20 protein-coding genes are annotated in these 22,492 nt (G+C 52.5%); 9 read left to right on the top strand and 11 right to left on the bottom strand.

Annotated features, from left to right (window positions below; translation table 11 throughout):
* Positions 1-543 precede the first annotated feature (543 nt).
* Positions 544-1,887 carry an MFS transporter gene (locus tag ACXI0A_RS21935; protein ID WP_224933218.1) on the top strand — a complete coding sequence of 448 codons (1,344 nt, stop codon included), beginning with the start codon at positions 544-546 and terminating at the stop codon, positions 1,885-1,887.
* 136 nt (positions 1,888-2,023) lie between these two features.
* Positions 2,024-3,181 (top strand): alpha-hydroxy-acid oxidizing protein, encoded by a 1,158-nt coding sequence (locus tag ACXI0A_RS21930; RefSeq protein ID WP_476145880.1) that lies wholly within the window; start codon positions 2,024-2,026, stop codon positions 3,179-3,181.
* Positions 3,182-3,399: 218 nt separating this feature from the next.
* Here the strand turns inward: ACXI0A_RS21930 and arnF are convergent, their stop codons facing one another.
* The 7 genes from arnF to arnB are packed head-to-tail and all read right to left on the bottom strand — an operon-like array spanning position 3,400 to position 10,772.
* Positions 3,400-3,768: a 4-amino-4-deoxy-L-arabinose-phosphoundecaprenol flippase subunit ArnF gene (gene arnF, locus ACXI0A_RS21925; RefSeq protein WP_224933220.1), complete on the bottom strand. Its 369-nt coding sequence runs from the start codon at positions 3,766-3,768 to the stop codon at positions 3,400-3,402.
* The gene (gene arnE / locus ACXI0A_RS21920; RefSeq protein WP_224933221.1) at positions 3,765-4,097 is read right to left on the bottom strand and encodes a 4-amino-4-deoxy-L-arabinose-phosphoundecaprenol flippase subunit ArnE; all 333 of its coding nucleotides are present in this window, start codon (positions 4,095-4,097) and stop codon (positions 3,765-3,767) included. Before arnE ends, arnF begins: the two co-directional genes overlap by 4 nt.
* Entirely contained in the window at positions 4,094-5,755 is a 1,662-nt protein-coding gene (gene arnT, locus ACXI0A_RS21915; RefSeq protein WP_476145882.1) for a lipid IV(A) 4-amino-4-deoxy-L-arabinosyltransferase, read from the bottom strand. The genes arnE and arnT overlap by 4 nt, the downstream gene beginning before the upstream one ends.
* Positions 5,756-5,786: 31 nt before the next feature.
* Positions 5,787-6,671, bottom strand: coding sequence for a 4-deoxy-4-formamido-L-arabinose-phosphoundecaprenol deformylase (arnD, locus tag ACXI0A_RS21910; protein ID WP_224933223.1), 885 nt, complete (start codon positions 6,669-6,671; stop codon positions 5,787-5,789).
* Positions 6,668-8,647: a bifunctional UDP-4-amino-4-deoxy-L-arabinose formyltransferase/UDP-glucuronic acid oxidase ArnA gene (gene arnA / locus ACXI0A_RS21905; RefSeq protein WP_476145885.1), complete on the bottom strand. Its 1,980-nt coding sequence runs from the start codon at positions 8,645-8,647 to the stop codon at positions 6,668-6,670. Before arnA ends, arnD begins: the two co-directional genes overlap by 4 nt.
* Complete coding sequence (arnC, locus tag ACXI0A_RS21900) at positions 8,644-9,630, bottom strand: undecaprenyl-phosphate 4-deoxy-4-formamido-L-arabinose transferase (RefSeq protein WP_476145887.1); 987 nt, start codon at positions 9,628-9,630, stop codon at positions 8,644-8,646. The genes arnA and arnC overlap by 4 nt, the downstream gene beginning before the upstream one ends.
* Positions 9,631-9,635: 5 nt before the next feature.
* The gene (arnB, locus tag ACXI0A_RS21895) at positions 9,636-10,772 is read right to left on the bottom strand and encodes a UDP-4-amino-4-deoxy-L-arabinose aminotransferase (RefSeq protein ID WP_476145889.1); all 1,137 of its coding nucleotides are present in this window, start codon (positions 10,770-10,772) and stop codon (positions 9,636-9,638) included.
* Positions 10,773-11,288: 516 nt separating this feature from the next.
* Between arnB and ACXI0A_RS21890 the strand changes: the two genes are divergently transcribed.
* Entirely contained in the window at positions 11,289-11,504 is a 216-nt protein-coding gene (locus ACXI0A_RS21890; protein WP_476145891.1) for a hypothetical protein, read from the top strand.
* Between the two features lie 16 nt (positions 11,505-11,520).
* Here the strand turns inward: ACXI0A_RS21890 and ACXI0A_RS21885 are convergent, their stop codons facing one another.
* Entirely contained in the window at positions 11,521-12,666 is a 1,146-nt protein-coding gene (locus ACXI0A_RS21885) for a phytanoyl-CoA dioxygenase family protein (RefSeq protein WP_476145893.1), read from the bottom strand.
* A gap of 151 nt (positions 12,667-12,817) precedes the next feature.
* Between ACXI0A_RS21885 and ACXI0A_RS21880 the strand changes: the two genes are divergently transcribed.
* From ACXI0A_RS21880 to ACXI0A_RS21865, 4 genes are all read left to right on the top strand, one after another.
* Positions 12,818-13,834, top strand: coding sequence for a substrate-binding domain-containing protein (locus ACXI0A_RS21880; RefSeq protein WP_476145895.1), 1,017 nt, complete (start codon positions 12,818-12,820; stop codon positions 13,832-13,834).
* A gap of 121 nt (positions 13,835-13,955) precedes the next feature.
* Entirely contained in the window at positions 13,956-14,720 is a 765-nt protein-coding gene (locus tag ACXI0A_RS21875) for a prepilin peptidase (protein WP_479485295.1), read from the top strand.
* 215 nt (positions 14,721-14,935) lie between these two features.
* A complete protein-coding gene (locus ACXI0A_RS21870; RefSeq protein WP_476147126.1) occupies positions 14,936-16,318 on the top strand; it encodes a diaminobutyrate--2-oxoglutarate transaminase in 1,383 nt (460 codons plus the stop codon).
* Positions 16,319-16,330: 12 nt separating this feature from the next.
* Positions 16,331-17,797, top strand: coding sequence for a pyridoxal-dependent decarboxylase (locus tag ACXI0A_RS21865; RefSeq protein ID WP_476145899.1), 1,467 nt, complete (start codon positions 16,331-16,333; stop codon positions 17,795-17,797).
* Positions 17,798-17,923: 126 nt separating this feature from the next.
* Here the strand turns inward: ACXI0A_RS21865 and ACXI0A_RS21860 are convergent, their stop codons facing one another.
* Positions 17,924-18,316, bottom strand: a complete 393-nt coding sequence (locus ACXI0A_RS21860) for a RidA family protein (protein ID WP_224933232.1) — start codon at positions 18,314-18,316, stop codon at positions 17,924-17,926.
* Between the two features lie 130 nt (positions 18,317-18,446).
* Between ACXI0A_RS21860 and ACXI0A_RS21855 the strand changes: the two genes are divergently transcribed.
* Entirely contained in the window at positions 18,447-19,055 is a 609-nt protein-coding gene (locus tag ACXI0A_RS21855; RefSeq protein ID WP_476145901.1) for a TetR family transcriptional regulator, read from the top strand.
* On the opposite strand, the gene ACXI0A_RS21850 is transcribed toward ACXI0A_RS21855, so the two are convergent.
* On the bottom strand, positions 19,030-19,947 hold the full coding sequence (locus ACXI0A_RS21850) for a LysR substrate-binding domain-containing protein (RefSeq protein WP_476145903.1): 918 nt from the start codon (positions 19,945-19,947) through the stop codon (positions 19,030-19,032). The genes ACXI0A_RS21855 and ACXI0A_RS21850 overlap by 26 nt on opposite strands.
* A 97-nt stretch (positions 19,948-20,044) precedes the next feature.
* Between ACXI0A_RS21850 and ACXI0A_RS21845 the strand changes: the two genes are divergently transcribed.
* Positions 20,045-20,902 carry an oxidoreductase gene (locus tag ACXI0A_RS21845; protein ID WP_476145905.1) on the top strand — a complete coding sequence of 286 codons (858 nt, stop codon included), beginning with the start codon at positions 20,045-20,047 and terminating at the stop codon, positions 20,900-20,902.
* A gap of 55 nt (positions 20,903-20,957) precedes the next feature.
* Here the strand turns inward: ACXI0A_RS21845 and pdxR are convergent, their stop codons facing one another.
* Positions 20,958-22,451, bottom strand: a complete 1,494-nt coding sequence (pdxR, locus tag ACXI0A_RS21840; RefSeq protein ID WP_476145907.1) for a MocR-like pyridoxine biosynthesis transcription factor PdxR — start codon at positions 22,449-22,451, stop codon at positions 20,958-20,960.
* Between the last annotated feature and the right edge of the window lie 41 nt (positions 22,452-22,492).

The following is a 22,492-nucleotide window of genomic DNA, read 5'->3' as shown; positions in this document are numbered from 1 at the left end:
GCGGCAGCCAGCGCCGTGCATGACGGTTCATTTAATAAACGTGAGAACAAGAATGGAGAACGTATTATGTCGAGTTATCTCACCATTTCGTAAAGAAAACGTCTAGCTGGAGTTAAGGTGAATGGAGGGGTTTAAGTCAAATTAAGAATTAACCCTTTAATATCAGAAAGTAATGCGGGATTGATTTGTAATTACCTCCTCATTTATATCAATGTGTTAGCTTCAGTTTAAAGTCCAGGCTTTACTGAAATTATTATGATTTATACATTCTCATTATTAATGATCTCAAAAAACGAAAAACATCCTTTCCAGTGAAATAGATCCAGTCTATTTTTTACTTTAACGTCATTAAGATTAATAAGCGCAGCGCTATCACGGGCCGAAAATAATAGAGACAAACTTGATGACGTGTCGATATTCGATGAGAGGTTTTAACGCGAGGATGTAAAATCGCGCCATCCTAAATCTGTGATCATTCGCGCAACAAACGAGAAAACATCCTTGTATGGTAGTCTAACATTATAAACCTGCAGGATTTTGGCTATGGCATCTTCTACCCTTACTCAGACCCAAACGGCACAGGGAAATCACACCTCACTCATCCGCCGTGTCGCCAGTGCTTCAGCGATTGGCACCGCCGCGGAATATTATGATTTCTTTGCCTATGGCACGGCTGCAGTGCTGTTTTTTGGCCACCTGTTTTTCCCCAGCCACGATCCTTTGATTAGCACCCTCGCCGCGTTTGCCACTTATGCTGTTGGCTTCCTCGCGCGGCCGATCGGCGGCATTGTGTTCGGCCATATCGGCGACAAAGTTGGGCGTAAAAAAGCATTGGTCGCCACAATTCTGATTGTCGGTCTCGGCACTTTCTGCATTGGCCTGCTGCCAACCTATGAAAAGATTGGCATCTGGGCGCCGGTGCTGCTGATCGCTATTCGCTTGCTGCAGGGTTTTGGCGTGGGCGGTGAACAAGCTGGCGCCGTGCTGATGACCGCCGAATATTCTCAGGCATCACGACGCGGTTTCTTTGCCAGTTGGGTACAAATAGGTGCGCCGGTGGGGTTCCTGCTGCCGCTGGCATTGTTTGCCATTCTCAATGCCACTCTGAGCGCGGATCAAATGATGGATTGGGGTTGGCGCGTGCCCTTCTTACTAAGCGCACTGCTGGTGATTGTGGGTCTGTTTATTCGTTTACGTATCGATGAATCACCGGTGTTCGCCGCTATTCGTGAAACCAAAGCGGCCGAATCACGTCCTTTAAAAGAAGTGTTACGCGGCAATCCGCGTCTGGTGGTCAATGGTGTGGCCGCTAAGTTAATCGAGGCCTGCGCCTTTGCCCTTTTCACGGTGATCATCCTTGCGTGGGGCAAAGCCAATAACCTCGACGCTGGCATACTGATGAACAGCATGATCGTAGCGGTGATTCTCGAGATATTTGCTATTCCGTTGATGGGTGCCTTATCCGATAGGATCGGCCGCAAACCGGTATACATGATGGGCGCGCTGCTGATTGTGATTTCCATCGTGCCGTTCTTTTATGCCTTATCGCAAAACAGCTACTGGCTGACGCAAATTGCGATGATTGTGGCGCTGACGCTCGGCCACAGCATGTGTTACGCCCCACAGGCGTCCTGGTTCCCGGAACTGTTCCCGACGCACATTCGCTGTAGCGGGATTGCGGTGATTTGGCAGGTGGGATCGTTAATTGGCAGTGGCGTACTCGGATTAGTGGCGGTGAAAATCCTGCAGGTGACCGAAGGGCACTGGTACGGGCTGGCACTGTATGTTGCGGTGCTGGGAGTCATTTCCGTGATTGGCCTGTTGCGCTTGCCCGAAACGGCACCGGGACGTCGCAATGGCGAATACCATACATGGGAGCAACACTAATTTTTTGATGGGCGCGCTGAGGTGCGCCCATATGCTTTATTCAGATAAACAATTCCACTTAAAGCATTTGATAGATCCCATCATTGCAATAGCATGACTTTTCACTCTTTTATTCTCTCAGCTGAATCGCTATCTCATGCGCAAATTGCATCAACGTTGTCTCTCATTAAATGACTTCGAGAAATATGCCCAAAAACGTCTGCCCCATCCGCTATTCGCCTATGTCTCCGGCGGTGTTGAGGACAACATTGCGCTACGTCACACTCAGCAATCCTATGCCAGCTATGGCCTGATACCGGAAAACATGGTGGATGTATCGCAGCGCAATACAGACGTTGAGCTGTTTGGCCATCGCTATGCTGCGCCAGTCGGTATTGCGCCGATGGGTATTTCCGCCATCACCGGTTTTCAGGGTGATATCGCCTTAGCGCGAGCGGCAGCCAGTAAAAACGTGCCCTTTATCATGAGCGGTTCATCTCTGATTCGGTTGGAAGACGTGGCCGCGGTCAATCCGGCGATGTGGTTTCAGGCCTATTTGCCTAAAACACTGGAAGAGATTGATGCATTAGTCGATCGCGTCAAGCGTGCGCACATTCCCATACTGGTGGTCACGGTGGATACTCCGGTCAAAGCCAACCGGGAGAACAATGTGCGGGCCGGATTTGCGACGCCTTTTCGCCCCAGTCTGGCATTGGCGTGGCAAGGCGTCACACATCCCCGCTGGCTTTACGGCACGTTGCTGAAAACCCTGCTCGCTACGGGCATGCCCTATTTCGAAAACAATAACGCAGTGCGCGGCGCACCGCTGTTTTCAAAAAATGCCGTGCGTGATTTCAGCGGGCGCAGCCATCTGACATGGCAGCATATCGAACATATTCGTCAGCGCTGGACGGGCACCATGGTGATAAAAGGCATTCTCAGTCGCAACGATGCATTACGTTGTAAATCCATCGGCATCGACGGCATTGTGGTTTCAAATCACGGTGGGCGTCAGTTGGATACGGTGATCCCGCCAATTTATGTCTTGCCCGAGATTGTCGCCGCAGCGGGGAATATGACGGTGATGATGGACAGCGGTATCCGGCGCGGAACCGATGTGATTAAAGCGATGGCGCTAGGAGCAAAGGCCTGCTTTGTCGGCCGGCCTTTTAACTATGCTTGCGCAGTCGGGGGGACTTCTGGTGTTGAACTGGCTATTGACCTGATCGTGAATGAAGTGAACCGCGATATGGGCATGCTGGGTACGCCATCGCTGGCATACCTTAATGAAAAGCATTTGCGCAGGATAAAGTGACAATGTCACATAGCCTTACCCACTGATGATGTGTTATGGCTGATGAGCTAATGTGCAATACGACTTTAGCGCCAATATACGTGAGTTAAAAACCGCTGAGCGTAAACAGCCTATGGCTGAGGGACGCAACAGCGGTTTGTTAGCCGAGAAAAAAATTGCGCAGCCGCTGGGTGTCCCGAGCGCTTCGGTTTTTGCACATGCGAATGAATAACCCGTAGCTATGGCTTACGCGGCAGCGAAACGCACAACAATCCGAAGACAATCAGTAAAACGCCAGCAAAACTGCTCCAGCGGAAAGCTTCACCAAACAAAGAAATGGCCGCCAGCCACACCAGCACATAGCTCAGGCTCAACAAAGGATAGAGCCTGTTTAGCGGCAAATGGCGCAGCGCCAGCATCCAGCACAGCATCGATAACGCATAAGCTCCCAGCCCAATACACAGCAGGAGCAGCGGCTGAAGATGCTGCCAGAATTGCGGGCTGAGTAACGCGGCTAATGGCGGGAAATCCAGCATCGCGGCACGCAGAACCAATTGCGCCAGTGACACCAGTAGCACGCTGCACAGCGCAAGAATCACCCCTTTCATAGGTGGCTCCCCATTAGCGCTACCCCGGCAACAATCGCCAGCGTGCCAAACCACTGTTGTAAGGTGTATGTCTCACGCCAGATCAACTTCGCCGCGAGGGCGACTAATACGAAGTTAAGACTTAGCATCGGATAGGCCACACTGACCGGCACCACCCGCAACACCAGCAGCCATAGCAACATCGCCACGCCGAGCAGAAAGATGCTCAGCGCGATCCACATAATGAGCCGTTTTTTACCGTGGCGCGTGCCCAGATACGCCGCCTGCTTTTGACAAAGCTGGGCGGCGCAGCTCAATAGACTAACCAAAAGAATGAGCAACAGATTCATGGCGTCGCGTTATAACCGTAATAGACCAGCCGGCCTTGACGATAGACATCATCCGGCGTTGGCATTGCAGGATCAGGTCCGTTCTCGCCCGAGTTGAGCATCATCACCACGGACACTTTGCCATGGCGACGATGTTCGCGCAGCCAGTCAGCAAATGCAGCACCATCGACATAGCGCGTTTGCGCATCGGGATAGCTGAGGCCGTATTGCAGTTCGCCCTTGGCATCGTAGAATGTGATATCACTGCGCTCTGTTTCCCATGCCACCGCAGCTGCGATGCCCGGATTGTCAGCCAGCAGATAGCGGCTGTCTGCCAGTTGATGATGCACCGCCCTTACAAAACTCTGTGGCTGTTTGGAATCACGAACTTTCTGCGGTATGGCAAAGCCCACCAGCAGCGCCAGGGCTAACGGGCAAAGCGCCGCCAGTTGCCAGCGACAGGCACCCGGTTTAAGACTGAACCATCCCATCATGCCCCAGCCTACAAAGGCCAGTACGCCACAGATTAAGGGCAGTATTTCATCATGGGTATAAACCGGCTTGTGCGCCAATCCCCATGGAGCAATGACCACCAACAGGACTACGGTTGTGATGGCGCCAAACAGCAGGTTGATCCAGCCATTAACTTTAAACACCTTCACTAACTGTGCAGAACCACTGTGAGCGTAATGCGCCATCAACAGCGCCAGCGGTGCAAAACACGGCATTATGTAGGTCGGCAACTTCCCTTTGGCGATGCTAAAGAACAGCAGCGGTAAGATCACCCAACTTAACAGGTAAACACTACCCGCATGTTGACTACGCTGGCGCCACGCACCCAGCAGTGAACCCGGCAGCAGCGCCAGCCACGGCAGACATCCTGCCAGCAACACCGGCAGGTAATACCAGAATGGCGCTTTGTGCTGCGCATCTTTCTCGGCGAAGCGTTGAATATGTTCGACCCAGAAGAAGTAATGCCAGAAATCCCCTTCCTGACGATAAATGGCCAGCGCCCACGGTGCACTGAGCAGTGCAGCGACGATGATTGTCAGTGGACCCCAGCGCAAAAGCTCACCGAAGCGTTTTTGCCAAATCGCCCAGGGCACTATTGCCAACACCGGCACCGCCAGCGCGAGAAAGCCCTTGGTCATAAAGCCCATCGCACAGGCTGCGCCCAGCAGGACATAGCCACACAGGCGCTGTTGCGTGGTGGAAGCTTGCGCTACCAGCCAATAACTGCACATCGCGGCGACCATCCATAACAGCAGGATCGGGTCGAGCACCGCATAAGTGCCAATGCCATACACCAGCAGCGAGGTGAGAAAAATGACGCTGCCCGTCAGGGCGATTTTCCGGCTGGCAAACATCTGATGACCGAGCCAGTAAATCAACACGGCACTGAGCGTGGTACAAAAAATTGAACCGGCGCGGACGCCAAAGTTGGTATGACCAAACAAGAGCTGGCCAATATTATTGACCCAATAACCCGCTATCGGTTTTTCGAAATAGCGCAAATCAAAGAAGTGCGGTACCACCCAATTGCCATTGACCAGCATTTCACGGCTGATTTCAGCATAGCGTGTCTCATCCGGCTGCCATAAGGCGCGGAATTCAATTGGGATAAGATAGTAGAGCGCGAAAAGCGCCAGCAGCAGCGCCGTTTTGGTGCCTGTACGCATCCGTGGTTCCTATAAAGTTTCCTGTTAACGTCTAGCTCTGGCAGCCAAGCCAGCCTTCACGTCCGGGTATATGCCCACGCACCAGATTGCCCTGTGGCAGCGTGCTGAGATCGTCCGGCAACAACTCGCTCAGAGGGCAAAAGTGTATGCCCTGTTGCTCAGCGCGGGTTAATAGCTCGCCAAATGCCTTAGAACCAATAATGCCTTCGACTTCAGCATGAATGGTGTACACCGGCGATCCTTCAGCTGCGAGCATCTGTTCAAGGATAAAATCGTTGTAGTCAGCAGCGCTAACCGACTGTCCCACTACTTCATCCCAGGTTGGCAACGTCACGGGGATTTGTACCGTGCCTAAGCTGCCATCACGCAGACGTGGCAAGAAAGGTCCGGTGCCGCGACAATCGCTGTTGTAGCTGAAGCCAAAGGTTTGCTTAGCTGCAACGACACGACCATCCGCACGCCATCCCGCAACGGCGGAACAAGTGACGCTGTCACCTATAATCGATTCCAGCGCGGCTTTACCGCGTGAAATCTGTTCCAGTAGTTTCTGTTCTGGCCATACGCCAGCCCAGGTTTGCCAGGCAAAGTGATCCCAGGCATGCAGACCGACCTCGTGATGGTCAGCCGTAGCACTGATGATCTCCTCCAGGCCACGACCAATCTCGCGTCCTGGCCAGGCCGTGCCAGCTAATAAAATATCCCAGCCGTAGAGAGAAGCTGCGCGTGAGCGCAGCATTTTCCATAAGAAGCGCGGTTTCATCAGGCGCCACAAGTGGCGCCCCATGTTATCCGGCCCTACGCTAAAGAAGAAACTGGCCTGCAACTGGTGCAGGCTAAACTGCTCTAGCAGCGCCGGAACGCCGAGTTTGGTTCCACGCCAGGTATCAACATCTACGCGCAAACCAATTTTCTTCATGGCTTATCCTGCAACTCAACGGTGCGCAGGAAGAAATCCAGCGTGTTATCGATCGTGGTATCCATCTCGATGGTCGGTGTCCAGTCAATCAGGCGACGTGCATTTTTGATCGACGGTTTACGATGTTCGACATCCTGATAACCTTTACCGTAATAGCTGCTGCTTTCTACTTCACGGAAACCTGCAAACGGCGGGAATTGGTCGCGCAGCGGATGACGTTCAAAGCTTGCCAGCAGACGCTCAGCCAGCTCTTTGATGCTCGCCTCGTTTTCCGGGTTACCGATGTTGACGATTTGACTGTCGCAGTTGTTGTTTTTGTTCTCGATAATGCGGAACAGCGCTTCGATACCATCGCGAATGTCAGTGAAGCAACGCTTCTGTGCGCCCCCGTCGATCAACTTGATCGGCGAACCTTCTACCAGGTTGAGGATCAGTTGGGTGATAGCACGAGAGCTACCAATACGCGCAGCGTTCAGGTTATCGAGACGCGGCCCCATCCAGTTAAATGGACGGAACAGCGTGAAACGCAGCCCTTCTTTTTCGCCGTACGCCCAGATCACACGGTCCAACAGTTGTTTGGACACGGAATAGATCCAGCGCTGTTTGTTGATCGGTCCCACCACCAGATTGGAGTGATCTTCATCGAAGTGCTTATCGGTGCACATGCCGTACACCTCCGATGTGGATGGGAAGATGATGCGTTTTTTGTATTTTACGCAATCGCGGATAATCTTGAGGTTCTCTTCAAAATCGAGTTCGAACACGCGCAGCGGGTTGCGGGTGTATTCAATTGGCGTAGCAATCGCCACCAGCGGCAACACCACATCACATTTTTTGATGTGATATTCGATCCATTCCGAGTGAATGCTGATATCACCCTCAACAAAGTGGAAGCGCGGCTGATCGAGGAAACGGCTGATGGCATCCGATCCAATATCCAGACCGTAAACTTCGAAGTTATCATCCTGCAGCAAGCGTTCGGTCAGGTGGTTACCGATAAATCCGTTTACACCCAGGATCAACACGCGCGTACGACGTTTAACGGCCGCAACCGGCTGAGAGTACAACAGTGCGCCCGGCACCATCCCCAGACTTTGTGCCAACTGGCTGCCGTTCATATAGACGCCGTTTTCACTTTGTCCGGTCACCACTTCCAGGGCGCCTTCACCGCAGGCAATCAGGAAAGGTTCAACGGAAATCACCGTGCCTGGCTTGGCTTTAGGCGCATCGGCATGTACGCGCCCTTTCCACACCACAAACTTCACGGTTCCGGCGAAAGCAAATGCACCCGGCCAAGGATCGGTGACCGCACGCACCAGATTATTGATTGACTGTGCAGACTGTTCCCACTTAATGCGACCGTCTTCTGGCGTGCGACGTCCCACCACTGTCGCCTGGCTATGATCTTGAGGCGTCGCCACAATCTCACCACGCTTCATCGCCGGCAATGCCTGCTCCAGTAGTTGTGAAGCACAGGTCGTCAGTTTGCGATGCAGAGTTATGGCGTTGTCTTGCTCATCAATGGCAACTCGTTGCTGTGCCACGATATCGCCCGCATCCGCGCGTTTCACCATGCGATGCAGAGTCACACCCGTTTCGGTCTCACCATTCACCAGTGCCCAGTTCAGCGGTGCGCGCCCACGATATTTAGGCAGCAGTGAACCGTGCAGGTTGAAAGCACCCAGACGGGCGCTGCTCAGGATGCTGTCGTTGAGCAGATTGCGATAATAGAAGGAGAAAATGTAATCCGGCGCCATAGTTTTAATACGATCCACCCACAGCGGATGGTTGGCATCTTCCGGCGCATACACCGGGATGCCTTGTTCAGCCGCCAGACGGGCGACCGAACCAAAGAAATGGTTCTCAGTGGCAGAATCAGCGTGGGTGAAAATCGCACTGATTTCAAAACCCGCATTTAACAGCGCAGTAATACCTGCACAGCCCATATCGTGATAGGCGAAGACGATAGTTTTCATTGCTCAATTTCCTGTACAGAGGAGACATCTTTCTGCGAGTTAATAACACGTTGGATGAAGTAGCGCGGACGAGCGCGTACGTCGTTGTAAATTCGGCCGATGTATTCGCCGAGTAAGCCCATGCCGATAAACTGCGCGCCGACAAAAATAAACAGCACCGCAAACAGCATGAACACCCCGTCCCCGGCCCAGTCGGCACCGAGGAACAAACGCAACACAATCAGCACCAGTGAGAAGGCAAAACCGGCCAGCGCAATCAGGCTGCCGACGATACTCAGCAGGCGCAGTGGCGTGGTGGTCAGGCAAGTCACCAGGTCGTACATCAGATTAATCAGCTTCATAAAGCTGTACTTCGAGTCACCAAACTCGCGCTCAGCATGGGCTACAGGCAGCTCAATCGTGCGGCGTGCAAAGGTGTTCGCAAGGATAGGAATAAAGGTGCTGCGCTCGTGACAGTTGAGCATGGCATCGACGATGTGACGGCGATAAGCACGCAACATACAGCCGTAGTCGCCCATGGCTTTACCGGTGACGCGTTGAATCAGCTGGTTGATGGTGCGTGAAGCGCGGCGACGGAACCAACTGTCCTGACGGTTTTGACGCACGGTGCCGACCACGTCATAACCTTGCTGAGCCGCTTTGACCAGATTGGGGATCTCTTCTGGCGGGTTCTGCAAATCGGCATCCAGTGTGATAATCAGGTCACCTGACACATGGTTAAAACCGGCCATGATTGCCGAGTGCTGACCATAGTTGCGGTTTAGCAATACGCCAACCACGTGGCTGCCCGGCATATCAGCGGCTTCGGCAATCATCTCACCTGAGCGGTCGCTACTGCCGTCATCCACCAGCAAGATTTCGTAATCCAGATTCAGCACAGCACAAGCCGCATCGGTGCGACGCACCAACTCTGGCAAGCTCTCCTCTTCGTTATAAACCGGGATCACCACGGAGACTTTACGAATGATTTGTTCTTCAAGCATGGCAATCAAACTCCAGCGATATGACGTAATGCGCCGATCACGCGGCTGACGTCTTCATCGCGCATATCAGGGAACAGCGGTATTGAGCAGATGCGATCGCTATTCCATTCCGTGTTTGGCAGGGAAAGTTGCGGATAACGTTCGCGGTAATATTTGTGGGTGTGCGCGGCACGGAAATGCAATCCAGTGCCAATGTCCTGCGCTTTCAGTGTTTCCATCAGCGCGTCACGGCTTAAACCGCAGGTGGCTTCATCAGCGCGGATGATAAACAGATGCCAGGCATGTTGATGCGACCATTCAGGTTGAGCGAGCGGTAAGAAAGGTGTATCCGCCAGCTCGGTCAGATAACGCCGCGCAATCTCCGCACGACGCGTATTAATGGCAGTCAGCTTGTTTAGCTGCACCAGCGCAATCGCTGCGCTGATATCAGGCAAGTTGTACTTGAAACCCGGCATGATCACTTCAGCCTGCGGTTTACGCCCGTGGGTATGGCGATCATAAGCATCCACACCCAAGCCATGGAATTTCAGGCTGCGCATACGATCGGCAACTTCAGCGTCGTCGGTGACGATCAAACCGCCCTCTGCACAGGTCATATTCTTAATGGCATGGAAGGAGAAAATGGCCGTACCTTGCTGGCCAACGTGCTGACCTTTGTAGTAACAACCTGCGGCATGTGCAGCATCTTCTATGACGGCAATGCCGTGGCGCTCGCCGATAGCGCGAATCGCATCAATATCCGCAGGTGCCCCGGCATAATGCACCGGAATAATGGCGCGGGTGCGAGGGGTAATCGCTGCTTCAATTTGCTCAGGGGTGACCATCAGCGTATCGCGATCAATATCAATCATTACCGGCGTTGCGCCGAGTAACGTAATGATGTTAATTGTCGACACCCACGTCAGTGAGGGGGTAATAACCTCATCACCGGGTTGAATATTTAACGCAAGAAGCGTGACGTGCATTCCAGCAGTCGCTGAGCTGACGGCAATCGCATGTTGATTACCGGTTAGCTGGCAAAAGGCTTGTTCCAGTTCCGCATTTTTAGGACCGGTGGTGATCCAGCCAGATTCAAATACTGCTTTTACCGCCGCTAACTCTTCCTCGCCCAACGACGGGCGCGAGAATGGAAGAAAAGTCATAAGTTTACCTTAACGTTTTACACTCAAAGTTGCCTGAAACAGGACCAATTGCAGTGTGCAGTGATTCAGTTCCCTAACAACATTCAGTAACTTGCTGTTTAAACGTAGATTAAGCGGTCCCAATTCGGTAGCACGAACTGTTAATTTTTTAATCTGGCGCAAAAAACTTAAGCACACCTGTCATATTGCCTCGTAGAACAAAATACGGAGGAAAACTTAACGGAACATTAAATGGCAGTAAGACAAGATGAGTTATTTCTTAAACGTTGATGATCGGTAGAGAAACCTGGCGGGTAATGTCCTCCTGAGAACAATATTCATCAATTTTTCATTAAAGATTCAAAATAGATTAATCAACGCAAGAGCGGAGGAAAGAGGATTAAAGAGTTTCTATTTAAATCAATGATAAACATAACGATAAAAAATTAACCTATACTGTTCTTAAGGTTAAATTAATATTCCAGCCTTACTCTATGTTGGGAAATCTAACGGCATATAAATGGAGGAGGATACGCAATGAATACTGGAGCCGACAGACTCGCTCAGGCAGCGCTGCGCCGCCACCATATCGGAGTGAAAACCAAGGGTTTGCGATTTCGTGGTGATTTGTATGTGTTTCGCTACAACGCAGGCCATTATGACGTGTTTCTCAATAATGAACCCGTGATGTCACTGGCCACCAGTAACGTGCAGGAAGCCATTCAAATGTTCAAACAGCAGTCCTCAGTCTGACTGCTGTTCTTAAAGGCTACGCTCGACGTTTTTCGGTATGTGCATCCAAAGCCGCTTCAAATTCCGCTGAACTCCAGCCCGCCTTAAGTGCTTCACTTACTAACTGCTGCTGCGTTTTAGGGACCATCCCGCCAACCGGTGGATCCGTGTCTAAATTGGTTGGGAATGAATAACCGCGCGCGGCAACCGCGATGGCAGCATGAAGTTCTGCTTCACTGAGGCGCGCCTCGCGCAACACCGGATAAACCCATTTAAGCAACTGCTCATGGTTAACCTCTTCCATTGGCACGCCGAAAGCAGAGGAGATCTGCAGCAAGTTCGCCGTTCGGACGTGATCCTTGGTGGTATTATTACCCGCAGCATGGAACAACGCCGGATTAAAGAACAATCCGTCCCCTTTCTTCAGCGGCAACTGTACGAAGTTATCGGCAAAATACTGGGCAAATTCTGGACGTCGATAAGCAATGTAGCCCATCTCATATTGATGTGACCAGGGCAGCAAACGAGTGGGACCCGAAGCCAATGGCATATCACTGTGCGCTACCGCACCTTGCAACGTCAGGTATTGCGACAGGACGTGCACGGGGATCGGAAACTCAGCCGCGAAAGCACTTTGCTGGAAACCAAGATGATAGTCGCGGTGCGCCTGTTGCGCTTCACCACCGGGGCGAACCTGGTTGACCTGAGAAGTCATGCTCCACGCCGGCCCCAGCCATGCCTGACAAATTAATCCCAACGTTGGGTTCGCATAGTAATCAACAAAGACCTGAGGATTCGCCTGTGCCAGTTTTTGCAGCGCATTCCAGATGCGTCCGTTATTGCCCGCTTTGGAGAAGTGATCGGCCTGAACTTTCGATTTCGCCTCTTCATGCATGATGGCTTCAAAGACTTGTGATGCCCGATCAACGCATGCCAGATCGGTGTACAGCCCACGAACCACAAAAACGCCGGGGCCGTAAGAGAGCGCTTTGTGCAACTCACTCAGCACGCCCTTTTTATCCATGACTGCCGCGTCTTCCAGCACGTCACGATCGTAAATCAGCACTTCAGAGATCACCTCACTGGCGAGCGGATAATCCTCAACATTAACGGACTGTGCACAGAATTCTTGTAAGTCTTCCAGCGCAGCCTGGTCTTCATTTACAAAATAATGTGATGTCATGATGACCTCATTGTTATGTCAGTTTACAGGGGATGTTCTTGTCGCTGTATTACAGGCAGTGATGGCCTTGCTCGACTTGATACCCCACAAACTAGCAGCTACATTACGTTAACAAAACATCAAAAACACCTCATAAACACCTCATAAATTCATGGGAAAATTTACCTTAAAGCAGATTGCGGCGCAGTCAGGATTGAGCCTGGCGACGATTGACCGCGCATTGCATCATCGCGGCCGAGTGCATCCACAAACCGAGCATCGTATTCAACAGGCGATTGCCGATCTTGAGTTGCTGCGGAAGACGGGACTGGCGCAAGGACGGACGTTGTATTTCGACATCATCATGCATACGCCGGATCGATTTAGTGAGTTAGTGCGTGAGGCATTCACCAGCCAAATCGCCAGTTTCGGGGCTTTTCGTCTACAACTGCGATTCCACTGCCATGAAAATATGACCGTTGAAGAGGTGGATGCACTGCTGAAAAAATGCGCATTAAACAGTCACGGCATTATTTTGAAAGCCATCAATGACGACCGCCTGATACCAACGCTGGAAAGCCTCAGTAAACAGCGTATTCCCATCGTCACCGTAGTGACCGATATGCCGGCCAGTTCCCGCCTGCGTTATATCGGTATGGATAACATCAGCGCAGGAAAAGCGGCGGCGTTCCTGATGTCAAAATGGTTGCGCAGCGATAAAGCACGCATCACCGCAGTTATCGGCAGTCAGGACTTTGTCGGCGAACAGGAGCGAATTGATGGTTTTATTGCGGGTATGGCGCAATTAGCGCCTCAGCATCAGGTCAAGCTCATTGCCGGAGGATTCGGTATCGATCAGAAAATGTACCAATGCGTACACTCTTTCCTGACACAGCAGCCTGATATTCAGGCTGTTTATACCGTAGGAGGTGGAAACGCCGGGATCCTGCGCGCCTTTGATGAACACAATATTCAAATCGACGCTTTTATTGGTCACGATCTCGATCGGGAAAATCGCGCGCTGATGCAAGCTGGACGAATCGATGCGTTGATCGACCATAGCTTACAGCAGGATGCGCAGCAGGCTTTCCGTGCCCTGCTCGAATTCCACGGTTTTTTACCTGAAACTGCACTGCCAGCGCCCTCTTCACGCATCAACATCATCACGCGTTTCAACATGTACAGTTGAATCGTTGAAACTGCTCTGAAATCGAACTGAAAACCGATGAAATGTCCGCTTAAAACTCGCTCACTTTTCCATTCGGGCGTAGCCTCTCTTGCCTCATGCAAGGGGATCGCCGAGGTTAATCATGGAGTGGATGTTGTGGATACTGATGTGGGTGTTGGGATCAAGCGTTGGCAGCTTCATTAACGTCGTGGTGTATCGACTCCCCAGACAATGGCAGCAACCGGAAGCGCGGATAAGTTTGTGGCGACCCGCTTCACACTGCCCAAAATGCAAACAGGCGCTGCGCTGGCGAGATTTGCTGCCCGTTATCAGCTGGCTGCTTTTACGAGGTAAATGTCGAGAATGTTACTCTGCAATCAGTGCACGTTACCTCGTGGTCGAATTTTTCAGCGCATCGGTCAGCCTCATCCTCGTCTTCTTCTTTCCTGTCGAGGGACATTTCGCCATCACACTCCTGCTGTTCTGGGCTCTACTAACCCTATCGCTGATCGATATTGACCATTATTTGTTGCCAGATGTGATCACCCTGCCATTGCTTTGGTTTGGGCTATTATTAAAGGCCGTCGGATGGCTACCGGGCTCACTCAATGATGCCGTGTTTGGCGTGGTGTCAGGTTACAGTGCACTTTGGTTAATCAGCCATTTATATCAATGTGTTAGTGGAAAATTGGCACTGGGTATGGGCGACGCAAAGTTAGTGGCAGCATTGGGTGCATGGCTGGGTTGGGCACTTTTGCCCTATGTGCTGATACTGGCTTGTGTGGGCGCAATTTGCGCACTATTTTTTGCCAAAATTTGCTGGCAACGTGACCTCTCTCAACCCCTTGCTTTCGGTCCCTGGATTGCTCTGGCGGGCATAAGTCTTTTTATTAACACGATTATTTAATAACCACTTCATCTGCTGGCGCTAAAATAGGCGGCCAATTAGTGGCCAACGCCCTGATTACTATATGAAAAGAATAAACAATTCTAAACAAAATTAATCATTGTGATGTAGGTCAAAAGGCTCTATATTGGCCGCGATTTTTAAACCACTGATACTTTTTTGTTCAACTAGTCAATCGGCCAGCCATCACGAGCCCCGGTTGAAGGAGAGATATGATGACGGATAAAGTCCGTATTGATAATTTTGGTGCCAACGCATTCAATGGAAACAACGACGCCTTCTTAGCCCGTCAGGCTGAGTTTGAATCAAACGTCAGGAGTTACCCGCGCAAGCTGCCTTTAGCGATAGCTAAAGCTAACGGCGTGTGGATTACAGATGTTGAGAATAAACAATATCTGGACTGTCTGGCTGGCGCAGGGACGCTGGCACTTGGTCACAACCATCCTGATGTTCTGCAGAGCATCCAAAATGTCATTACCAGCGGCTTGCCGTTACATACTCTTGATCTGACGACACCTCTGAAAGATCAATTCTCAGAATCTCTGCTCTCGCTGCTGCCTGGTCAGGGTAAAGAATATTGCCTGCAATTCACCGGCCCTTCTGGTGCGGATGCGGTTGAAGCAGCACTGAAGCTGGCGAAAAAAGTTACTGGCCGCACCAGCGTGATCAGCTTCTCTGGCGGCTACCATGGTATGACCCATGGCGCGCTGGCTGTTACCGGCAACCTCGGACCGAAAGAAGCCGTTAACGGTATGATGCCAGAAGTGCAGTTCATGCCTTACCCGCATCTGTATCGTTGCCCACTGGGTCTCGGTGGTGAAGCCGGTGTTAAAGCCCTGACTTACTACTTCGAAAACCTGATCAACGACGTGGAAAGCGGCGTACGCAAACCTGCGGCTGTTATCCTGGAAGCGGTTCAGGGTGAAGGCGGTGTGAACCCGGCTCCGGTCGAATGGTTGCAGCGCATCCGTAAAGTGACTCAGGAACACGGCATTCTGCTGATCCTTGATGAAGTCCAGGCTGGCTTTGCCCGTACCGGCAAATTCTTCGCCTTCGAACACGCTGGCATTCAGCCAGACATCATCGTGATGTCTAAAGCTGTTGGCGGCGGTCTGCCACTTGCTGTTCTGGGTATTAAAAAACAGTTCGACGCCTGGTCTCCTGGCCACCACACCGGTACCTTCCGTGGCAACCAGCTGGCAATGGCCACCGGTCTCGCCACTCTGAAAGTTCTGACCGAGCAGAACATCGCCGGCAAAGTGGCTGAACAAGGTGAATGGCTGAAAGCACAGCTGGCTGAGATGCAGAAACGCTTCCCGGTAATCGGTCACATTCGCGGCATGGGTATGATGATCGGTATCGAGATCGTTAAACCAAATGAAGCAGCTGACCATATGGGTAGCCTGCCTGCTGATGGCGAGCTTTCTGCGCTGCTGCAGAAGAAGTGCTTCGAAGCCGGTCTGATTCTGGAGCGTGGCGGTCGTCACGGTGCAGTACTGCGTCTGTTGCCGTCACTGCTGATCACCAACGAAGAGCTGGCGATTTTCCTGGATAAATTTGAGCAGGCGCTGATTGGCGCTGGCGTCAAACCTGTTTGATTGGAAGAGTAAATGTCTGAAGTAAACCCGATTCTGGCCGCCTCTGCACAGAGCATTGAGGCGTACCAGCAGGCGATTGCCCAAAGCAGCGCCGCGGTTGTGCAGTGGCTGCAACAGCCTGAGATGTATCAAGGCAAAAGTGTTGCCGAACTGCGCGAGCGTATCACGCTCGACTTCAATCCTAACGGCCTGGGTAACCAGGCCGCGATTGAACGCGCGATTGAGTATTTCCTGAAAGACAGCCTGTCAGTGCACCATCCACAATGTGTGGCGCACCTGCACTGCCCGAGCCTGGTGGTAAGCCAGGCCGCTGAAGTGCTGATAAACGCCACCAACCAGAGTATGGATTCGTGGGATCAGAGCCCTTCTGCCACCATCATTGAGGTCAAATTGATCGAATGGTTGCGTGCGCAAGTGGGTTACCCGGCGGGCGATGCTGGCGTATTCACCAGTGGTGGTACGCAGAGTAACCTGATGGGACTGATGCTGGCACGCGACGCCTTCTTCGCGCGTCAGGGTCACTCTGTTCAGCAGGATGGTATCACTGGCGATCTGCGTAAGATCAAAGTGCTGTGTTCTGAGAACGCGCACTTCTCTGTGCAGAAGAATATGGCGCTGCTGGGCCACGGCTATCAGTCAGTTGTACTGGTGAAATCTGATGAATTCGCCCGTATGGACGTGAATGACCTGAAAGCCAAGCTGGCTCAGGCTGATGCGAACGGTGACCAGATTCTGGCTATCGTGGCAACGGCCGGTACCACTGACGCTGGTGCTATCGACCCACTGCGTGAAATCGCGGGTATTGCTGCAGAGCGCAATATCTGGGTGCACGTTGACGCAGCCTGGGGCGGCGCACTGCTGCTGTCAGAGAAGTACCGTGACTACCTGGACGGCCTGGAATTAGTGGATTCCGTAACCCTGGACTTCCACAAGCAGTATTTCCAGACCATCAGCTGTGGCGCATTCCTGCTGAAAGACGAGCGTCACTACGAGCTGATGCGTTATCAGGCGGCTTACCTGAACTCTGAGTTCGATGAAGAAGCCGGTGTTCCTAACCTGGTATCAAAATCTCTGCAGACTACGCGTCGTTTTGATGCATTGAAACTGTGGATGGGTCTTGAAGCGCTGGGTCAGAAACAATACGCAGCGATCATCGATCACGGCGTGACGCTGGCACAGGAAGTGGCGAAGTTTGTGACTTCAGAACCACGCCTTGAGCTGGTGATGCAGCCACAGCTGGCAAGCGTACTGTTCCGCTACCGTCCAGAGCAACTGACCGATACCGCGCAGATTGCTCTGTTCAACCAGCGCATCGGCGATGCTCTGCTGGATTCAGGCCGCGCTAACGTTGGCGTGACTGAAAACCAGGGCGTTACCTGCCTGAAACTGACGCTGCTGAACCCAACCGTGACGCTGGAAGACATTAAAGTCTTGCTGGCGCTGGTTGAGAAGACTGCGAACCAGTTGCTGAACGCGTAATCTCGCTTGATGCGATAAAGCCGATAACTGGCAACGGTTATCGGCTTTTTTATTGCAGTCGATATTCTGCCCTTCCTAAGACGCCCCCGCTGATGCCCGGTGCACCTCCCTGTGCGGCTAGGCTGCTTACTGCGGAATACGCGCAATCACCTTAATTTCAAAATCAAACCCCGCCAGCCAATTGACACCTACGGCTGTCCAGTTTGGATAAGGCGGTTCACCGAAATGACGCAAACGCACTTCGTTCACAATTGCGAACTGGTTTTCAGGATCGGTATGAAAACTGGTGACATCCACCACATCATCCAGGGTGCATCCTGCCGCTTTTAAGACTGCCTGCAAATTCTCGAACGCAAGATTGACCTGGCGTGCAAAATCCGGTTCCGCTGAACCGTCTTCCCGGCTACCAACCTGCCCCGATACAAACAGCAGATCTCCCGAACGGATGGCCGCGGAATATTGATTGATTTCATACAGCGCCTGACGCCCTGCTGGAAAAATCGCGTCGCGTTTGCTCATAATGACTCTCCTGATGGAAAAAGGGGTGATAGCCGGTTAGCTAAGCCAGCAATCGCTTTAACATACGCTGCGTATGTATTACTATGGATAACATACGCAGCGTATGTCAATGCAATTTTAAGGAGTCTTTATGGCGGCCAAACGACGAGCAGATCATGTAGAAGAAACCCGCGCCAAATTAATTGAAGCCGCCAGACGGGCATTTGCGGAGAAAGGTTATAGCGCTGCATCAATGGATGATCTGACCGCTGAGGCAGGTCTTACGCGAGGCGCGCTGTATCATAATTTCGGCGACAAAAAGGGCTTATTGCAGGCTGTTATTGAGCAAATCGACGCTGAAATATTGGTACAAATGCGCGCAGCAGGTCAGCAATTTGAGTCGAAATGGCATGCATTTTTGGCAGAAGCCATCACCTATATTGAGATGTCGCTGGAACCTGAAGTACAACGAATTATGCTGTTGGATGGCCCGGCCGTTCTCGGTGATCCTTCACAATGGCCTAATCAAACCGCGTGTCTGCGCACCACCGCCGATATGCTGGAAAATCTGATTGCAGAAGGCACGGTGAAGCCGATGGATACCGAAGCGGCGGCGCATTTAGTCAATGGTGCCGCACTGAATGCCGCTCTGTGGATTGCCGCCTCCCGCGAACCGGTAGCCGCACTCCCACGGGCAGTTGAAGCCTTCCGCGTGTTGATGTCGGGTCTTCTGGTCAATCCACCCGCGGCGGCGCATTAAGTTCGCGCACATAATCAAGAAACACCTGCAGCGGTGCCGGGATCAAACGGCGATCGTTATAGTAAAGCCACAATCCTGAAAAACTCTGCCACCACTCGCTCAGTACCGGTTGCAGGCTGCCATTATCCAGCGCGGGTTTGATCCAATCTTCAAACAGGTACACCACCCCTGCGCCGGATACTGCAGCTGCGACGGTCAGATCCATGGCCGCGCCGATACTGCATATGAGCGGCCCCTTAGGCTGTAAACGCACCACCTCTTCGCCCTTCTCGAACTCCCAATCCGCAATCACGCCCGTGGCATAGCGGCCATACAAACAACGATGCTGTAGCAAATCACGTGGATGTTGTGGCGTGCCAAATTTCGCCAGATAGGCGGATGAAGCCGCTGCCGCAAAACGCTGCACGCGAGGCCCAATCGGTAAAGCCACCATATCCTGCTCCAGATGATTGTCGTAACGAATCCCGGCATCACAGCCGTCGCGGAAGATATCCTGCACATTGCTTTCCGCCACCACTTCCAACTGTATGTCAGGATATCGCGCCAGGAAGCCGGGCACGATAGATGGCAAAACCAGGCGGGCCGCGCTAACGGGCACATTGATTCGTAACGTGCCACCCGGCGTAGTGCGGAAATGATTGAGCGAATCGAGTGCCGCATCCACTTCATTCATTGCCGGCATTAAACGCGTCATTAACGCCCTGCCTGCTTCGGTGAGCGCAACGGTGCGCGTGGTGCGATTGAACAACCGCACGCCTAATTGCTCCTCGGCTCGCCTTACCGCATCGCTTAAGCGTGAAGGATTGCTACCGGTCATGCGCGCCGCTTCACGAAAGCCACCCGCTTTTGCCACCGCCACCACCGCATGCAGCAGTGCAATATCCAATGCCATTGTTCGCCCTTCCGTACACTGTGTCCCGATTTCACCGGATAGTTGCACAGCAGTCTGTCGATTACAATCTGTACACACATCGATGAAGGAGGTTTCCATGTCCCACAACGTAAAGACTTATACTTTGGGTGATCGTCAGGTTAAACGCCTCGGTTATGGCGCCATGCAGCTCGCCGGCAAAGGCGTGTTCGGCCCGCCAGCCGATGAAAATCGGGCATTACAAGTGCTACGTGATGCGGTGGCTGCTGGCGTCAATCATATCGATACCAGCGACTTTTATGGCCCGCACATTACTAACCAACTGATTAACAAAGCCCTGCATCCCTACTCCGACGACCTGGTGATCGTCACTAAAGTCGGCGCACGCCGTGATGCGAAAGGAGGCTGGTTGCCCGCTTTCTCGCCCGATGAGTTGACGCAGGCGGTAGAAGATAATCTGCGTCATCTTGGTCTGGAGGTGATGGAAGTCGTGAACCTGCGTTCGATGCTCGACGTGCACGCACCCGCAGAAGGCTCACTGGAACCGCAGGTCGAAGCGATGATCAAGCTTAAAGAGCGCGGCCTGGTCAAGCATATTGGTCTGAGCAACGTGACGGCCAAACAAGTGGAAGACGCGCAGAAAATGACGCCGATAGCCTGTGTGCAGAACCTCTACAATCTGGCGAATCGCCAGGACGAAGCGTTGGTCGATCAACTGGCAGCGCAAGGTATTCCATACGTGCCGTTCTTCCCGTTGGGCGGTTTCTCACCGCTGCAATCCGAACAGCTTACGGATGTGGCAAACGAGTTGAATGCCACCACGTTACAGGTCGCGCTAGCCTGGTTACTTCAGCGTTCACCCAACATTCTGTTGATTCCCGGCACTTCATCACCAGAACATCTCCAGCAGAATCTCGCCAGTGGCGATCTGGTGTTGAGTGCCGAAGTCGTGCAGCGTTTAAACAGTATCGATTAGTCCTGAATGACGCGGCCCTCGGGCCGCACATCACCATGATTGCAGGCGTACACGTCTACGAACGCGATAAAATCCCGCTCTCCACCAGACATGCCTTCAATACACCAAACGCATCCTGACACTGACGTTCATCCACGCACGCATAACCCAGCAGCAAGCCACGTCGCTCCTGCTGGTGCATGTAATATTGCGACAGCGGCCTGACCTTAACACCGCGGCGCAGCGCCAGTGCGGCAATCGCCACATCATCACATCCAGCCGGTAAATTAACCACCAGATGCAAGCCCGCCTCATGATTGACGCGCGGCATAAAATCAGCGCCAAGATAACGCTCAATCAGACCCGCTAAAAAGCGACGACGCTGGCTGTAGAGTTTGCGCATACGGCGGATATGCGCCATGTAATGCCCTTTCTGGATAAACTCCGCCAGCGCACGCTGTACCAGTAAATGCCCACCACGATAGAGTTCCGCCGCCGCCACGCGCAAAGGTTGCGCCAGGGCTTTCGGCACAACCAGATAACCGAGTCGCAACGCGGGATAAAGCGTTTTGCTGAACGTGCCCATGTAAATCACCGGCGCATCGGGCTCAAAGCCCTGCAGCGAGGGAAAAGGCTGGCCGGCAAAACGAAATTCACTGTCGTAATCATCCTCCACCAGCCAGGTTTTATGTTTGCTGGCCAAATCCAGCAACTGCTTACGTCTTTCAAGGCTAAGATGAACGCCAAGCGGATATTGGTGTGACGGTGTCACAAATATCACTTTTGGTCCCCGCGCTCGCGAAGGTAAATCAGGAATAATGCCCTGGTCATCGACCGGCATAGCCTGGATTTTCAGGCCGTTAATGCGCAACAGATTCCGCGTTCCCCAGTAGCCTGGCTCTTCAATCCACGCTGTATCACCAGGATCGCAAAGCACGCGCGTCACCAGATCAACCGCTTGATGGATGCCTTCCGTGATGATGATTTGATCCGCATCTGCCCGCACCGATCGGGCCACGCTGAGATAATCCGCCAGCGCCTGACGCAAATGCGGACAACCGCCATTACTGCTGTAAATCAACCGATCAATATCTGGCTCGCGATTCAATCGCGCCTGGATCTGACTAAAGAGTTTGTGCGGGAACTGCGTGACATCTGGCGCGCCGGGTACAAACGCGCCCCACTGATAAGGTGAGGCGTTGGCATGACCTAACAAGGATGCACCGCGTTTTGAAATCGCCGCCGTTTTCACGCTCAGCGGCAGCATCAGTTCATCACTGCGCGGGCTGTTCAAACACCCTTCGGGCAGCGTTTCGGCGATCCAGGTTCCGCTGCCGGTGCGTGCCGTGACATACCCTTGTGACATCAAATGTTCATAGACGTTGAGTACGGTATTTCGTGACACCGACAGCTCGCGCGCCATATCCCGCGTGGCCGGTAATCGCGTCGCGCGTGGAAAGATCCCCTCTGCAATCGCCGCCTGCATACACGCCAACAGACGCTGCTGCAACGTCCCTTCCGGCATAAACTGCAAACGCTCTAATACATGATCTGCGTACAAACTCCGCAATTGGCTCCATCCTTTTCTATAAAAGTGGCTCTGGCAACAAA

The sequence above is a fragment of the Pantoea sp. C1E2 genome, assembly GCF_056491465.1.
This window is presented reverse-complemented; position numbering and strand designations above follow the sequence as displayed.

Excerpts from the sequence above, each read along its gene's own strand:
- ACXI0A_RS21860 (WP_224933232.1), bottom strand. The coding sequence starts at position 18,316 with ATGAGCAAACGCGACGCGATTTTTCCAGCAGGGCGTCAGGCGCTGTAT.
- ACXI0A_RS21890 (WP_476145891.1), top strand. The coding sequence starts at position 11,289 with ATGAATACTGGAGCCGACAGACTCGCTCAGGCAGCGCTGCGCCGCCAC.
- arnF (WP_224933220.1), bottom strand. The coding sequence starts at position 3,768 with ATGAAAGGGGTGATTCTTGCGCTGTGCAGCGTGCTACTGGTGTCACTG.
- ACXI0A_RS21845 (WP_476145905.1), top strand. The coding sequence starts at position 20,045 with ATGTCCCACAACGTAAAGACTTATACTTTGGGTGATCGTCAGGTTAAA.
- ACXI0A_RS21870 (WP_476147126.1), top strand. The coding sequence starts at position 14,936 with ATGACGGATAAAGTCCGTATTGATAATTTTGGTGCCAACGCATTCAAT.
- ACXI0A_RS21930 (WP_476145880.1), top strand. The coding sequence starts at position 2,024 with ATGCGCAAATTGCATCAACGTTGTCTCTCATTAAATGACTTCGAGAAA.
- ACXI0A_RS21880 (WP_476145895.1), top strand. The coding sequence starts at position 12,818 with ATGGGAAAATTTACCTTAAAGCAGATTGCGGCGCAGTCAGGATTGAGC.
- arnT (WP_476145882.1), bottom strand. The coding sequence starts at position 5,755 with ATGCGTACAGGCACCAAAACGGCGCTGCTGCTGGCGCTTTTCGCGCTC.
- ACXI0A_RS21855 (WP_476145901.1), top strand. The coding sequence starts at position 18,447 with ATGGCGGCCAAACGACGAGCAGATCATGTAGAAGAAACCCGCGCCAAA.
- arnA (WP_476145885.1), bottom strand. The coding sequence starts at position 8,647 with ATGAAAACTATCGTCTTCGCCTATCACGATATGGGCTGTGCAGGTATT.
- ACXI0A_RS21875 (WP_479485295.1), top strand. The coding sequence starts at position 13,956 with ATGGAGTGGATGTTGTGGATACTGATGTGGGTGTTGGGATCAAGCGTT.
- arnC (WP_476145887.1), bottom strand. The coding sequence starts at position 9,630 with ATGCTTGAAGAACAAATCATTCGTAAAGTCTCCGTGGTGATCCCGGTT.
- ACXI0A_RS21850 (WP_476145903.1), bottom strand. The coding sequence starts at position 19,947 with ATGGCATTGGATATTGCACTGCTGCATGCGGTGGTGGCGGTGGCAAAA.
- arnE (WP_224933221.1), bottom strand. The coding sequence starts at position 4,097 with ATGAATCTGTTGCTCATTCTTTTGGTTAGTCTATTGAGCTGCGCCGCC.
- arnB (WP_476145889.1), bottom strand. The coding sequence starts at position 10,772 with ATGACTTTTCTTCCATTCTCGCGCCCGTCGTTGGGCGAGGAAGAGTTA.
- ACXI0A_RS21935 (WP_224933218.1), top strand. The coding sequence starts at position 544 with ATGGCATCTTCTACCCTTACTCAGACCCAAACGGCACAGGGAAATCAC.
- ACXI0A_RS21865 (WP_476145899.1), top strand. The coding sequence starts at position 16,331 with ATGTCTGAAGTAAACCCGATTCTGGCCGCCTCTGCACAGAGCATTGAG.
- ACXI0A_RS21885 (WP_476145893.1), bottom strand. The coding sequence starts at position 12,666 with ATGACATCACATTATTTTGTAAATGAAGACCAGGCTGCGCTGGAAGAC.
- arnD (WP_224933223.1), bottom strand. The coding sequence starts at position 6,671 with ATGAAGAAAATTGGTTTGCGCGTAGATGTTGATACCTGGCGTGGAACC.